Origin of the sequence: Rhizobium ruizarguesonis (genome assembly GCF_012349115.1) — a bacterium.
GTDB classification, from domain to species: domain Bacteria; phylum Pseudomonadota; class Alphaproteobacteria; order Rhizobiales; family Rhizobiaceae; genus Rhizobium; species Rhizobium ruizarguesonis.
The window spans coordinates 1-13,664 of sequence record NZ_PQIG01000108.1 but is presented as its reverse complement, the minus strand read 5'-3'; the positions used below and the strand labels follow the sequence as shown (position 1 = coordinate 13,664).

General features: G+C 62.7%; 13 protein-coding genes. 6 read left to right on the top strand and 7 right to left on the bottom strand.

Annotated features, from left to right (window positions below; genetic code table 11):
* Positions 1-91 precede the first annotated feature (91 nt).
* Positions 92-958, bottom strand: a complete 867-nt coding sequence (locus tag C3Y91_RS29100; RefSeq protein ID WP_024323867.1) for an LOG family protein — start codon at positions 956-958, stop codon at positions 92-94.
* Positions 959-1,152: 194 nt separating this feature from the next.
* Between C3Y91_RS29100 and dapD the strand changes: the two genes are divergently transcribed.
* The 3 genes from dapD to C3Y91_RS29085 all read left to right on the top strand — a co-directional run bounded on the left by dapD (position 1,153) and on the right by C3Y91_RS29085 (position 3,890).
* Positions 1,153-2,013 carry a 2,3,4,5-tetrahydropyridine-2,6-dicarboxylate N-succinyltransferase gene (gene dapD / locus C3Y91_RS29095; protein ID WP_018068718.1) on the top strand — a complete coding sequence of 287 codons (861 nt, stop codon included), beginning with the start codon at positions 1,153-1,155 and terminating at the stop codon, positions 2,011-2,013.
* A 100-nt stretch (positions 2,014-2,113) separates the two neighbouring features.
* Positions 2,114-3,307 (top strand): succinyl-diaminopimelate desuccinylase, encoded by a 1,194-nt coding sequence (dapE, locus tag C3Y91_RS29090; RefSeq protein ID WP_168576103.1) that lies wholly within the window; start codon positions 2,114-2,116, stop codon positions 3,305-3,307.
* Complete coding sequence (locus C3Y91_RS29085; protein WP_130663962.1) at positions 3,294-3,890, top strand: hypothetical protein; 597 nt, start codon at positions 3,294-3,296, stop codon at positions 3,888-3,890. The genes dapE and C3Y91_RS29085 overlap by 14 nt, the downstream gene beginning before the upstream one ends.
* 6 nt (positions 3,891-3,896) lie before the next feature.
* On the opposite strand, the gene truA is transcribed toward C3Y91_RS29085, so the two are convergent.
* From truA to C3Y91_RS29055, 6 genes are all read right to left on the bottom strand, one after another.
* A complete protein-coding gene (truA, locus tag C3Y91_RS29080; RefSeq protein ID WP_130685820.1) occupies positions 3,897-4,715 on the bottom strand; it encodes a tRNA pseudouridine(38-40) synthase TruA in 819 nt (272 codons plus the stop codon).
* On the bottom strand, positions 4,715-5,650 hold the full coding sequence (gene fmt, locus C3Y91_RS29075) for a methionyl-tRNA formyltransferase (protein ID WP_130763166.1): 936 nt from the start codon (positions 5,648-5,650) through the stop codon (positions 4,715-4,717). Before fmt ends, truA begins: the two co-directional genes overlap by 1 nt.
* A 20-nt stretch (positions 5,651-5,670) precedes the next feature.
* Positions 5,671-6,093 carry a type II toxin-antitoxin system VapC family toxin gene (locus C3Y91_RS29070; RefSeq protein ID WP_033179430.1) on the bottom strand — a complete coding sequence of 141 codons (423 nt, stop codon included), beginning with the start codon at positions 6,091-6,093 and terminating at the stop codon, positions 5,671-5,673.
* Positions 6,090-6,374 (bottom strand): plasmid stabilization protein, encoded by a 285-nt coding sequence (locus tag C3Y91_RS29065; RefSeq protein ID WP_018070090.1) that lies wholly within the window; start codon positions 6,372-6,374, stop codon positions 6,090-6,092. The genes C3Y91_RS29070 and C3Y91_RS29065 overlap by 4 nt, the downstream gene beginning before the upstream one ends.
* 64 nt (positions 6,375-6,438) lie before the next feature.
* Positions 6,439-6,954: a peptide deformylase gene (def, locus tag C3Y91_RS29060; protein WP_020397424.1), complete on the bottom strand. Its 516-nt coding sequence runs from the start codon at positions 6,952-6,954 to the stop codon at positions 6,439-6,441.
* A gap of 97 nt (positions 6,955-7,051) precedes the next feature.
* Positions 7,052-8,548 carry a globin-coupled sensor protein gene (locus tag C3Y91_RS29055; protein ID WP_024323861.1) on the bottom strand — a complete coding sequence of 499 codons (1,497 nt, stop codon included), beginning with the start codon at positions 8,546-8,548 and terminating at the stop codon, positions 7,052-7,054.
* A gap of 204 nt (positions 8,549-8,752) precedes the next feature.
* Here C3Y91_RS29055 and C3Y91_RS29050 point away from each other — a divergent pair, with 204 nt between their 5' ends.
* The 3 genes from C3Y91_RS29050 (at position 8,753) to C3Y91_RS29040 (ending at position 13,562) form a co-directional block, all read left to right on the top strand.
* Complete coding sequence (locus C3Y91_RS29050) at positions 8,753-9,979, top strand: DNA recombination protein RmuC (protein WP_168576102.1); 1,227 nt, start codon at positions 8,753-8,755, stop codon at positions 9,977-9,979.
* Positions 9,980-10,083: 104 nt separating this feature from the next.
* On the top strand, positions 10,084-10,983 hold the full coding sequence (locus C3Y91_RS29045) for a ribokinase (protein WP_018485352.1): 900 nt from the start codon (positions 10,084-10,086) through the stop codon (positions 10,981-10,983).
* 242 nt (positions 10,984-11,225) lie between these two features.
* Positions 11,226-13,562, top strand: coding sequence for a methyl-accepting chemotaxis protein (locus C3Y91_RS29040; RefSeq protein ID WP_024323859.1), 2,337 nt, complete (start codon positions 11,226-11,228; stop codon positions 13,560-13,562).
* Positions 13,563-13,664 lie beyond the last annotated feature (102 nt).

Sequence of the window (13,664 nt, the reverse complement as noted above, 5' to 3'; positions counted from 1 at the left end):
GAACCGTTCCTCCCGCTCCATTCCTGCTCCGCGGGAAGGAGCGGGGGAATTATGAATGCGCGTCGTTCGGCCGAAGCGCGCGCTTGAGCCCTTACTCGCGGTGTTCGTAGAAATCCTGCACGATCTTCCATGCCGCTTCTGCCGTATCGACGAAGCTGATCAGCTTGACGTCGTCAGGCGCGATCGTGCCGAATTCGGCCAATGCCTCGAAATTGATGATCCTCCTCCAGAACGACTCCCCGAAGAGGATCAGCGGCAGGCGCTCCATGCGGCCGGTCTGGATCAGCGTCAGGCATTCGAAGAATTCGTCAAGCGTGCCGAAGCCACCGGGAAAGACCGCGATCGCCTTGGCGCGCACCATGAAGTGCATCTTGCGGATGGCGAAATAGTGGAAGTTGAAGCTGAGTTCCGGCGTCACATAGGCGTTCGGCGCCTGCTCGTGCGGCAGTACGATGTTGAGGCCGATCGAAGGTGCGCCCTCGTCGGCCGCGCCGCGATTGCCCGCCTCCATCACCCCGGGGCCGCCGCCGGTGACGATGACATATTCGTGGAAATTCAAGGTGGCCGAATATTTCGAGCAGAGCCGGGCGAATTTGCGCGCCTCGTCATAGTAGACGGAGGCCGCCTCCAGGTTGACGCGCTGGATATCGTTGCGGGCTGCCCAGGCGCTCTGGCCGGGGGCGGGAATGCGGGCGCCGCCGAACATGACGACGGTCGACTTGATGCCGCGTTCGGTCAGCATCATCTCCGTCTTCAACAACTCCAGCTGCAGGCGGATCGGCCGCAATTCCTCGCGGCAGAGGAAATCCTCGTCGACATAGGCAAGGCGGTAGGCAGGCGATAGCGTCTGCGGCGTCTTCGGCACGGCTTCGGCGCGCTGCCTGTCGGTCGAGCTGCTCTTCAGCGGGTCCCATACGCCATCCTTGCGCCGCGAACCGCCGTTTCGTCCCTTCGCCATGTCGAAATGCCTTTCAGTATTGCCGGCTTCGAAACCGGATATGTCGCTATAACGCCTTGAATCCAGATATGATCTTGTCGGAAAAATCATTCCGTTCTACGGGTTCATACTGTAGAGCAGGATTGACCCCCGCCAACCGCAATTCCGGAGACCCCGCCGTCTCCACGATAAAGATCGAAGTTTAAGGAATTCTCATGAGCGCCACCGACCTCGCATCCCTCGAAAAGATCATCGAAGCCGCCTTCGACAATCGCGACAATGTGAACACGTCGACGAAGGGCGAGGTTCGCGATGCGGTCGAATCAGCGCTCGATTTGCTCGATGCCGGCAAGGTCCGCGTCGCCGAACGCAGCTCCGACGGCGCCTGGACGGTCAATCAGTGGCTGAAGAAGGCTGTGCTCTTGTCCTTCCGCCTCAACGACATGGACGTGGTCAAGGGCGGTTCGGGCAACTCGACCTGGTGGGACAAGGTTCCTTCGAAATTCGAAAACTGGGGCGAGAACCACTTCCGCGCCGCCGGCTTCCGCGCCGTGCCGAACTGCGTCGTGCGCCGCTCGGCTTACATCGCCCCGAACGCCATCCTGATGCCTTCCTTCGTCAATCTCGGCGCCTATGTCGGCGAAGGCACGATGGTCGATACCTGGGCAACGGTCGGCTCCTGCGCGCAGATCGGCAAGCATGTGCATCTCTCCGGCGGCGTCGGCATTGGCGGCGTCTTGGAGCCGATGCAGGCCGGCCCGACGATCATTGAGGACAATTGCTTCATCGGCGCCCGTTCCGAGGTGGTCGAAGGCTGCATCATCCGCGAAGGCTCGGTGCTCGGCATGGGCGTCTTTATCGGCAAGTCGACCAAGATCGTCGACCGCGCCACCGGCGAGGTGACCTACGGCGAAGTGCCGCCCTATTCCGTCGTCGTCGCCGGCTCGATGCCGTCGGGCAATGCGACGATGGGCAACGGCCAACCGGCGCCGCATCTCTACTGCGCCGTCATCGTCAAGCGCGTCGATGAAAAGACCCGCTCGAAGACCGGCATCAACGAGCTGCTTAGAGATTGATGACACCGGGACGTTGATCCGGTAAACAGACGGCGTCTTTTACGCGAGGCGGCCCCGCCTTGCCATGTCTTTGCCATTCCCGCCGGATAGTTCGACCACCATGACCGCTACCGACCCCGTCGCCAATCTTCAGACGCTGATTCGCTGCCCGTCCGTGACGCCCGCCGAAGGCGGCGCGCTGTCGGCGCTGGAGGCGATGCTTGCGCCGCTCGGCTTTACGGTCGACAGAGTGAAGGCGAGCGAAGAGGGAACACCTGACATCGAAAACCTCTATGCCCGTCTGGGCAAGGACGGCCCGCACCTGATGTTTGCCGGCCATACCGATGTCGTGCCGGTCGGCGACGAAGCCGCCTGGACGCATCCGCCCTTTGAGGCCCAGATTTCGAAGGGCGAACTTTTCGGCCGCGGTGCCGTCGACATGAAGGGCGGCATCGCCTCTTTCGTCGCCGCGGTCGCTCGCCATATCGAGAAAAACGGGCAGCCCAAGGGCTCGATTTCCTTCCTGATTACCGGCGACGAAGAAGGTCCGGCGATCAACGGCACGATCAAGCTGCTGCAATGGGCAGCCGAACGCGGCGAGCGCTGGGATGCCTGCCTGGTCGGGGAGCCGACCAATCCGGACAGGCTCGGCGACATGATCAAGATCGGCCGGCGCGGCTCGCTGTCGGGCAGGATCACCGTTCACGGCGTGCAGGGCCATGCCGCCTATCCGCACCTTGCCGACAATCCGGTGCGCGGCATGCTGCAACTGACTCAGGCGCTGATGAACCCGCCGTTTGACGGCGGCACCGACGATTTCCAGCCATCGAACCTCGAAGTGACCACGGTCGATGTCGGCAACCCGGCGACCAATGTCATTCCGGCCAAGGCGTCGGCGAGTTTCAACATCCGCTTCAACGACAGTTGGACCGTCGAAACACTGCGTGCCGAAATCCTGCGCCGTCTTGACGCCGCTGCCCGGGACGGCGCGCTGCGGCCGGGCCGCGACCCGGTGAAATACGATATCGTCTGGGCCGACCGGCCGAGCCATGTTTTCCTGACGCGCAACAATGCGCTGATCGCCTCGCTGTCTTCAGCCGTCGAAAGCATTTCCGGCCAATCGCCGCGGCTTTCGACCACCGGCGGCACATCGGATGCGCGCTTCATCAAGGATTATTGCCCGGTCGTCGAGTTCGGCCTCGTCGGCCAGACGATGCACATGGTCGACGAGCGCGTCGCTGTCGCCGATCTGGAGACGCTGACGGCGATCTATGAAACCTTCATCGCCCGCTGGTTCGCCAATGCCGGGCTTTAGGGAGGTTCAATATTACCTGGCCGGCCTCTGGCTGCTGATCCGGCTGGATGCGCGCGGCTTCCGCTACCTCGACATGTCCGAGCGCGGCGTCAACCGCTCGTTCTGGGCGATGGCCTGGTGCCTGCCGCCGATGGGCATTTCCTGGCTCTGGTGGCGGCAGGCCTTCCTGCGCTCTATGCCGCCGGAAGCCGATGTCGACTTTGCCTTCTATTTCAGGCTCGGCCTCGTCGAACTCGCCAACTGGTTTGTGCCGCTGGTCTTTGCCGGGCTGCTGCTGCTTGCTTTTCGCATGGGCGAGCGTTTCGCCCCCGTCGTCGTCAGCATCAACTGGCTCGGCGTGCCGCTCTCCTATATCAACGGGCTGTTGCTGGCGCTGGTGTTCTTCCTGCCCGGCTCCGTCGGCCTCGTCTCGCTGCTGCTGCTCGCCTTCATGCTGGCGCAGGTCTTCGTGCTGGCGCGCATTCTCCGGATGATCTGCCACGGTCACGCGCTGATGGTCGGAGCGCTCACACTGGTGCTGCTCGTGCCATCGATGATCCTTTCGGAATATCTGCAGCACTTCCTCGGCATCTATCCTGCCTGATCAAGCCTACGATAGATCGTCACTTTCATCGGCGCCGTCATCGTTATCGGTGACCGGTCTGCGACGGTCGACGATGACGTCGGGATAATCCACTTGCATGAAATAGAGCCCGTCCGGCGGCGCCACCGGGCCGCAGGCCTTGCGGTCGCGCGCCTGAAGCGCTGCCTCGACATCATCAGGCGTCCACTTGCCTTCGCCGGCGAGCTTCAGCGTGCCGGCGAAGGAACGGATCTGGTTGTGGAGAAAACTCTGCGCCGTGGCGCGGATCTCGATTAACTCGCCATTGCGCGTCACATCCAGCCGGTCGAGCGTGCGCACCGGGCTGTTTGCCTGGCAATGGGCGGCGCGAAAGGTGGAAAAATCGTGCCTGCCGACCAGCCTCTGGGCGGCAGCGTGCATGACCTCGTGGTCGAGCACCTTCGGCACCCACCAGGCCTTGCCGGCTTGAAGCGCCAGCGGCGCCCGGCGGCTGACGATGCGATAGAGGTAATGGCGCCGCAGCGCCGAAAAGCGCGCATCGAAGAAATCGGGAGCCGCCTCGACGTCGAGAATGGAGACGCGCTCGCCGGCGAGCCTCAGATGCGCATTCAAGGCATTCTGCAGCTGGTAGGGCGACCACGCCTTCGAAAGGTCGGCATGGATCACCTGCCCCATGGCGTGGACGCCGGAATCGGTGCGTCCGGCGCCGCGGACCGACACCGTCTCGCCGGTCAGGGAAAACACTGCGGCTTCGATCGCGCTCTGGACCGAGGGGCCGTTCTCCTGCCGCTGCCAGCCGACATAGGGGCCGCCGTCATATTCGACGGTCATGCGGAAACGCGGCATCAGGAAAGCCTCGTGCCAGCCGCAAGCGGCGTGCCCCTGAGGAAATCCGACGCCGCCAGCGGCTTGCCGCCGGCCTTCTGCAGCCTGGTGAGCCGCACCGCGCCCGAGCCGCAGGCGACCACGAGATCATCCGTCAGCAATTGCCCGGCAGCACCCTGCCCCTCAGCCCGTTCGGACGCCAGCACCTTCACCCGCTCCGGCTTGCCGCCAATTTCGAGCTCGAACCAGGCCCCCGGAAACGGCGCCAGGCCGCGGATGTGATTGTGCACGTCCTTGGCATCCCTGGAAAAATCGATGCGCGTCTCGGCCTTGTCGATCTTGGCGGCATAAAGCACGCCGTCTTCCGGCTGCGGCGTCAGCGGCAGATCGTTCATCTCGAGTTTCACCATGGCCTCCGCCATCGCCTTAGCGCCGACCAGCATCAGCCGGTCGTGCAGCTCGCCAGCGGTCATGTCCGGGCCGATTTCGACCTCGCGGGTCAGTGCGACGGCGCCGGTATCCAGACCCTTGTCCATCTTCATCACCATCATGCCGGTCTTTGCGTCGCCAGCCATGATCGCCCGCTGGATGGGGGCCGCGCCACGCCAGCGCGGCAACAGCGAGGCATGACCGTTATAACAGCCATCGCGGGTGCCGTTCAAAATTGCTTCCGGCAGCAGCAGTCCGTAGGCAACGACGACGCCGACATCGGCATTCAGGCCACGAAACCTCTCGCGTTCCCCGGGGTCCTTGAAATTAACCGGGGTGAAGACCGGCAGGCCGAGCAGTTCGGCCGCCTGATGCACCGGCGATTTCTGCAGATCCAGGCCGCGCCGCCCACCCGGCCGCGGCGGCTGCGTATAGACCGCAACGATCCTGTGGCCGGCATCGACGAGCAGGCGCAGGGTCGGGACCGAGAACTCCGGGGTTCCCATGAAGATGATGCGAAGAGACATTTTATCTCGCCAATTGAGGATCAACCGTCTTCAAACGGGTTTACGAGCTTGAGATCAAGCCCCTCGAAATCTCGAGTGTTGCGGGTCGCAAGCGTCGCGCCGTTTGCAAGGCAGATCGCGGCAATCATGGCATCCTGGACAGAAATCGGCCGCCCTATGCTTTCGCGTTTCGCCCGCAAGCGACCGGTTGCCATGGCCGTTTCCAAATCCCAGCCGGCGATACGATCGCGAAACTGGCCTTTCACCAAATTCTCGATCGCGCGAAAGAAGCGGTCTGATCCTGTCTTCAAGAAAACCCTTTCGGCCCCGTAAATCTGCTCCATCAGACCGACCGTGCAAAGCCAGATTCTCGAGCCATCCTGCCGCAATATCCAAGCCTTCACCTTTTCACTCGGCAATGGCTTGGCGAACTCGGAAATCACATTCGTATCGAGAACGATCATTCGAAATCCTCGAACGGCCGGCCGAAATCCTTTTTCCGCGCGGCCTCGATTTCGTCCATGATTGCAGCGAATTCATCGTCAACTGCGTTTTCGCTGACGAAAGCGGCGCGTATTGCTTCATACGCCGACAAAGTCTCGGGCTTTGCTTCGGTTTTTCTTTTCAGCGCGTCCCGCAAAAGCTCCTTGGCCTCGTCGGAAAGGCTGTTTCCACTCCGCTGCGCCGATTCCGCAATGTCTCGCTTCATTGCTTCGGAAATGTTTCTGATCAGAAAGTCACCCATATGGCGCCTCCACTATGATATCAGTGATATCATAGTGCCTCGCCGGTGAATTTTCAACGCAGCGTCAGAGCGCCTTGGACTTCGCCGCCTTGGTGAATTTCTTGATCACCATCTCCCGCTTCAGCCGCGAGATGTAGTCGATGAACAGCACGCCGTTCAGGTGGTCGATCTCGTGCTGCAGGCAGGTGGCAAGCAGCCCGTCGGCTTCCACGGTCTGTTCCTTGCCGTTGCGGTCGAGATATTTGACCGAGACAACGGCCGGGCGCTCGACCTCGGCATAATAATCCGGAATCGAAAGGCAGCCTTCCTCATAGACGGAGCGCTCGTCGGAGGATTTGACGATCTCCGGGTTTATGAAGACCTGCGGCTGTTTTTCCTCGCCTTCGCGCGAGATGTCGATGACGAGCATGCGGCGCGGCACGCCGATCTGGATCGCGGCAAGGCCGATGCCCGGCGCGTCGTACATGGTTTCCAGCATATCGTCGGCAAGACGCTGCAGGTCGGAGTCCACCCGCTCGATCGGCTTGGACAGTTGGCGGAGAACGGGATCGGGAAGAATGATGAGTGGCTTGATGGTCATGGCGTTCCCATAACCCATCTTTTCCGACTATGGAATTATCCGGCAGGCGGGGAATACGCTTTTTTGCATCCCCGCCTGGAATTTCGCCATATTCGCCTCAGGCCGCCCGGCGGGCAGCACTGGCGGAATGGCCCTCCGGCCGGGCGCGGAAGCGCCGCAGCAGCTCGATCAGGCTCTCCACCTCGTCCTTGAGCCGGCGGGTTTCTGCCGAGGAGTGCTCGACCATGTCCGAATTCTGCTGGGTGATCGCACCCATGTTGCGGACGGCGAGGCTGACCTCGTTGACGCCGGTCGCCTGATCGCGCGCGGCGGCGGCGATATCGGCGACGAAACGGTTGATGATATCGATGCGGCTGATCATATCGTTCAGCGCCTCACCGGTGCTGGAGACGATGCCGACGCCCTGATTGACCTGGGTCGAACTCTGAGAGATCAGGTTCTTGATCTCCTTGGCCGCTTCCGCGGTGCGCTGGGCGAGCTGGCGGACTTCCTGGGCGACAACGGCAAAACCCTTGCCGGCATCACCGGCGCGTGCCGCCTCGACACCGGCGTTCAGCGCCAGCAGGTTGGTCTGGAAGGCGATCTCGTCGATAACGCCGATGATCTTGGAGATCCCGGTCGAGGATTTCTCGATGCCGGCCATCGCCGAAACGGCGCTGGTGACGAGTTCGCCGGAGTTCTTCGCCTTCTCTTGCGTCTCGCGCACGGCGGCCGAAGCCTTCTCGGCATTGGCGGCCGTCTGGCCGACGCTGACGGACAGCTGCTGCAGGGCGGCCGAGCTCTCCTCGACGCCTGCCGCCTGCTGGGCGGTGCGCAGCGCCAGATCGTTGGTCGCATTGGATATAACGTCGGCGCCGCTCATGATATGGCCCGAGGTCTCGCGTACGGAGGCGAAGGACTGGCTTAGCGCCCTGACGGCGCGGTTGTAATCCTCGGCCATGTGCCTAAAATTGCCCGGTAGGTCGGACGGCAGGGTGGCTTCGAGATCGCCTTTCGACAGCGCTTCCAGACCGCGGCGCAGCTGCTCCAGCGCGATCGCCTGGTCGGATTCGGCCTGGGCGCGCTCTTCTTCCAGGGCGCGACGCTTGGCTTCGAGCGTCTCCAGATAGACCGAGATGGAATAATCCATGTCGAGCATGCCGGCCTTGATGACGGCCGACAGCTTCTCGGCCAATGCCTTGCCCTGCTGGCGCGCAAAGATCGACGGCCACTGCTTCTCCATGATGCCCTTGACGAGCTCGGACATGACGATGGCGTAACCGCCAATATACCAGCGCGGCTCCAGCCCGATGCGGGCGTGGGTGCGGCCGACTGCGGTCACGCCGTTGACATAGCTCTCGTCGAATGCGCCGCCGGCGAGATTGGCCCAATGATCCTGCTGGCGCTTCTTGGCATGGCCGACATGGTTCTTATCGGCGAAGAAGCCGGCGACAGCGGGGGTCTTGGCGATCTTGGCGTAGAATTTATCAAGGGCGCCGCCGATCAGCTCTGATATGACAGGGCGCAGATCCCGCATCGACTTGCGCGCCGCCTCATCCAGTTCGATGAAGTCGAGGCGCTGCCTGAGGGCATTGTCGGTCTGCTGGGCGGTCATGGAGATCTCTGTACTTGGCGCGCGGCGCGGGAAGGAATTTCTGCGCCGCAGGTTTTGGCCAATATGGTTGAGCAATCGTTAAATCGGACGGCGATTTCTTCTCCCCGAGCGCGGAAGAGCGATAGCGTGCGAGGATATTGCGGGTCGTCCATTCCGTTCACGTTTTGATCTATATATCGCCGTTTCTTCTGTTATGCTTGCCGCATGACCATCCATTCCGAATCGCTCGCCCTTTCCCTTGCCTCGATCAGCCCGGCCATGCTGGCGCTTGTCGGCGGCGTTCTCGCCGCCCTCGCCCTGCTGGTGATCGTGCTTCTGCTGCGCGGCGCCGGCCTTCGCCGCGAGCAGGCGGAGGAGGCGAGCTTTCGTGCTGAGGAAAACGAAGCGCGTATGGCCGAGCTTTTGAAGATCCAGGCGGAGATGCAGGGCCGCATCGCGGCGATGACCGAGGTCTTCGGCGCGCGGCAGAGCGAACTCAACCAGACGATCAGCCAACGCCTCGACGGCATGTCGCAGCGCGTCAGCTCGACGATCACCGAGCAGACCAAATCGACGCATGAGAACCTGCAGCGGCTGCAGGAGCGGCTGGCGGTCATCGATGCCGCGCAGAACAATATCCAGACGCTCGCCAAGGATGTCGTCGGGTTGCAGGCCATTCTGTCCAACAAGCAGACGCGCGGCGCCTTCGGCCAGTCCAGGATGGAAACGATCGTTGCCGACGGTCTGCCGATGGGCGCCTACACCTTCCAGCAGACGCTCTCCAACGGTTCGCGGCCGGACTGCACGATTCGCATGCCGAACGGCGCGCCGCCGCTGGTGATCGACGCGAAATTTCCGCTCGAAGCCTGGAACGCGATCCGCGACGCCGGCAGCCCCGAGGCCGGCAAGATTGCCGGCCAGCAATTCCGCCGCGATATGGAGGTCCATATAAGGGACATTTCCGAGAAATATCTGATCCAGGGGGAAACCCAGGATACAGCCTTTCTCTTCGTGCCATCCGAATCGATCTTCGCCGAGATCCACGAGCACTTCGAGCCGGTGGTGCAGAAGGCGCATCGCGCGCGTATCGTCATCGTCTCGCCGTCGCTGCTGATGCTGTCGATCCAGGTCATCCAGGCCGTGCTCAAGGATCAGCGCATGCGGGCCCAGGCGCATCTGATCCAGGGTGAAGTGGCGATCCTGATGGACGACCTTAGCCGCCTCGACGAGCGGGTGCGCAAACTGCAGGGCCATTTCGCCATGGCGCAGAAGGATATCGACATGGTGGTCACGTCAGCCGACAAGCTCACCAGGCGCGGCGCCAGGATCGAAGCGCTTGAATTCGAGGCGGGCAGCGGCGATGCACCCCCCGCCCGCGACGACGTGGCCCCGGCCAAATCGGTGGAAAGCCGCACCGGTCTTCTGAAGCTCCGGGTGGTTGACGAGGAGTGATCGCTTCGGGCAGTGTCTCGCCCGCATGAAACACTAGGAGCATGATGTCATCCGAAAACCGATCACACTTTTCGGCATCATGCTCCAGAAGACGGGACACATTCATGATCACAGTTTTCGGGTCCATCAACATGGATCTCATCGCCACGACCGAGCGTCTGCCGAAGCCCGGCGAGACGGTGGCCGGCAACGGCTTTGCCACGGCCGCCGGCGGCAAGGGCGCCAACCAGGCGCTGGCAGCGCGCCGCGCCGGCCGCTACGTGCATATGGCCGGCGCCGTCGGCAAGGATGCCTTTGCTGCGGAGGCGCTGGCTCTGCTCGATGATGCAGGCACCGACCTTTCCCTCATCAACCATGTCGACGGTCCCACCGGCACGGCGCTGATCCTTGTCGGCGGCGATGGCGAGAACATGATTGCCGTCGTTCCCGGCGCCAATGGCCAGGTCACGCCTGCCGATGCCGAGACGGCGATCGGCCGCATGAACGAAGGCGATATCCTGATGCTGCAGCTCGAAGTACCGGCTGCTGCCGTCGAACGCGCGCTGTCGGCCGCCCGCGCCAAGGGCGTCACCAGCATTCTCAACCTCGCGCCGCTGATCCCCGATGCGCCGCGTCTCGGCCGGCTTGCCGATATCGTCATCGCCAACGAGACCGAGTTCGAGCGGCTCGCCGGACAGGAGGGCATGGACGCCCAAGCGCGCGAGGCAGCCCTTGCGCGCCTGCATGCGGAAACCGGCCAGACGCTGATCGTGACGCTCGGCGCCGACGGGGTCATCGCCATCCGCGACGGGGCGATTTCACGAGCGCAGGGTCTCAAGATCGAACCTGTCGATACGGTCGGCGCCGGAGACACATTCTGCGGCTATTTCGCTGCCAGCCTCGACGACGGCCTCGATTTTGTCTCGGCGCTGCGCCGTGCAGCGGTTGCCGGTTCGCTCGCCTGCCTCAAGGCTGGGGCGCAACCATCGATCCCCTTGAGCGAGGAAGTCGCAGACAGGATATAGGGGCGTCTCTTTGCGAAACCGCCGGCAAAACTCCCTGTAATTCAGGGCGTTCCGGCGATTTTCCTGGCCTCGATCGATAGAGTTTCATTCAAATTTAAGAGATTTCCGGCGATGTTCCTCGTGGTCGCCGGCGCCTCCCGCCTTTCGGATTCCGGACGTCCAAGCGGCTGCCTCATGATGGGGCGAGCCTTTGCTCCTGTGCCGGAGAATGCCCGTTCGGCGCATCCTTGCCCGAGGACCCCATGTTCATTTTTCGTATGAAATCGCTTGCGGCGAAACTCATCGTCATCACCGGCATCGCCATTGCGCTTGTTCTCATCGTTTCGAACTTTTTCCTCATCGGCCAGACCCGGGATCGCGTCCAGACGCTGACAATGGATCAGGCCAACCTCGAGGCAAAATCGATCGCCAATGAAATCGCCGCCAATGTCGGCGAACTCGCCAGTGCCGCGCGCACCATGTCGGGCGTCATCGGCCGCGGCCATGAAGGCAAGTCGCTCGATCGCAAGGGCATGATCAATGTGCTCAAGGCCAATCTCGAGCAGAATGCCTTCGCCTTCGGCAGCTGGTTCTGCGAGCAGCTCGGCGCGCTTGACGGCAAAACCACCGAGATCGCCAACAATAATGACGAAGGCACGAACAAGAACGGCGCTTTCACGCCCTACTGGTCGAAGACCAAGGACGGCGGCATCCAATATTCGACCTTCGACAATGATTATACCGCCGCATGGTGGAAGCTCGCCGCCGACAGTGGCAAGGGCGCGATCACCACGCCCTATATGGCTGAGGGAACAGACGTGCCGACGCTGCTGACCTCGATTGCCTATCCGGTCATGTCGGGCGGCAAGATGATTGGCGTCGGTGGCGTCGACATTTCGCTGAAGTCGCTGACCGACAAGCTGCAGGCGCTGCATCCTTTCGGTTCGGGCCGCGTCACGCTGCTGTCGCAGGCCGGCAACTGGATCGTCGCGCCGATCCCCGACCTGATGACCAAGGAATATGATGGTGAGGGCACCGACATCGTCAAGACGGCGCTGTCGAGCAAGCAGCCCGGTCTGGTCAGGAACCTCACCTATGACGGCCTCGATCCCTTCGATCGCGTCGTCTATCCGTTCGCGGTCCCTGGCGTCAACGCCACCTGGGTCGTGCTCGTCGACGTGCCGCACACGGCGATCAACGCGCCGGTGCGAGACCAGACCTACATGATGATCATCAACGGGCTGATCGTGCTTGGCGCCGTCATGCTGGCGCTCTATTTCGCGGTCCGCTCTTTCGTGCAGCGGCCGCTCGGCGGGCTCGTCGCCAGCGTCAAGGCGCTGAGCGACGGCCAATATGGCGAACCGGTCGCAGCACAGGACCGCAGCGACGAAGTCGGTTCGGTCGCCAAGGCGCTGGAAGGCTTCCGCTTCACGCTCGCCGACAGCCGCCGCCTCGAACACGAGGCCGCCGACCAGCGGCAGGCCGCCGAGACCGAGCGCAGCCGCTCGGAATCGGAACGCCAGGAATCGGTGTCGCTGCAGCGCCATATCGTCTCGATCGTCGGCGCCGGCCTTTCCGCGCTGTCGCAGGGCAATCTCGGCCACCGCATCACCGACGAATTCCCCGGTGAATACGGCAAGCTGAAACAGGATTTCAACGCTGCCCTGGCGAGCCTCGAAGAGACCATCAACACGATGAACCTCAGCGTCGCCAACATCGGTTCCGGCACCGGCGAAATCAGCAACAGCGCTTCCGACCTCGCCAAGCGCACCGAGCAGCAGGCCGCAAGCCTGGAAGAGACGGCGGCCGCGCTCAACGAGCTCACCGCGCAGGTCGATTCCAGCGCCGAGAATGCGCGCACGGCAGCCGACAACGTCCACCTCGCCTGCCAGGATGCGGAAAAGTCCGGCGAAGTGGTGCAGAAGGCGATTGCCTCGATGCAAGGGATCGAACAATCTTCGACGGAGGTTTCGCGGATCATCGGCGTCATCGACGAGATCGCCTTCCAGACCAACCTGCTCGCCCTGAACGCCGGTGTCGAGGCGGCGCGTGCCGGGGAAGCCGGCAAGGGTTTTGCCGTCGTCGCCCAGGAGGTGCGTGAACTCGCGCAGCGTTCGGCCAATGCCGCCAAGGAAATCAAGACGCTGATCAACACCTCGGCCGTCCAGGTCAAGGAAGGCGTCGATCTCGTCGGGCGCGCCGGCGGCACGCTGCACAAGATCGCCGAACAGGTGATGGGCATCAACGAGCTCATCCGGCAGATCTCGGCATCGGCCAGCGAACAGGCTGTCGGCTTGAAGGAAATCAACCAGGCCATGAACCAGATGGACCAGGTAACGCAGCAGAATGCGGCGATGGTGGAGGAAGCGACCGCCGCCAGCGTCGCACTCAACGACGAGGCACAGACGCTGAAGGCGCTCGCCACCCGCTTCAATGTCTCGGGTTCGGGGAACGCCGCAGCGCTTGCCTCGGTCGCGCAAAAGATGCGGGCGCCGGCAGCCGCAGCCCCTTCGCGCGTGAGCGCCCCGGCGATCCGTCGCACCGTTGCCCCGTCGCGTGGATCCGCGGCCGTGGCGCAGGACAGCTGGGAAGAGTTCTGATCGTTCAGTGCATCATAATGCGAAAGGCGCCTGAGAGATCAGGCGCCTCAGACCGCTGACAAACCCGTCGATTTTTCGGCGGGTTTTGTTTTTGCGGATTGG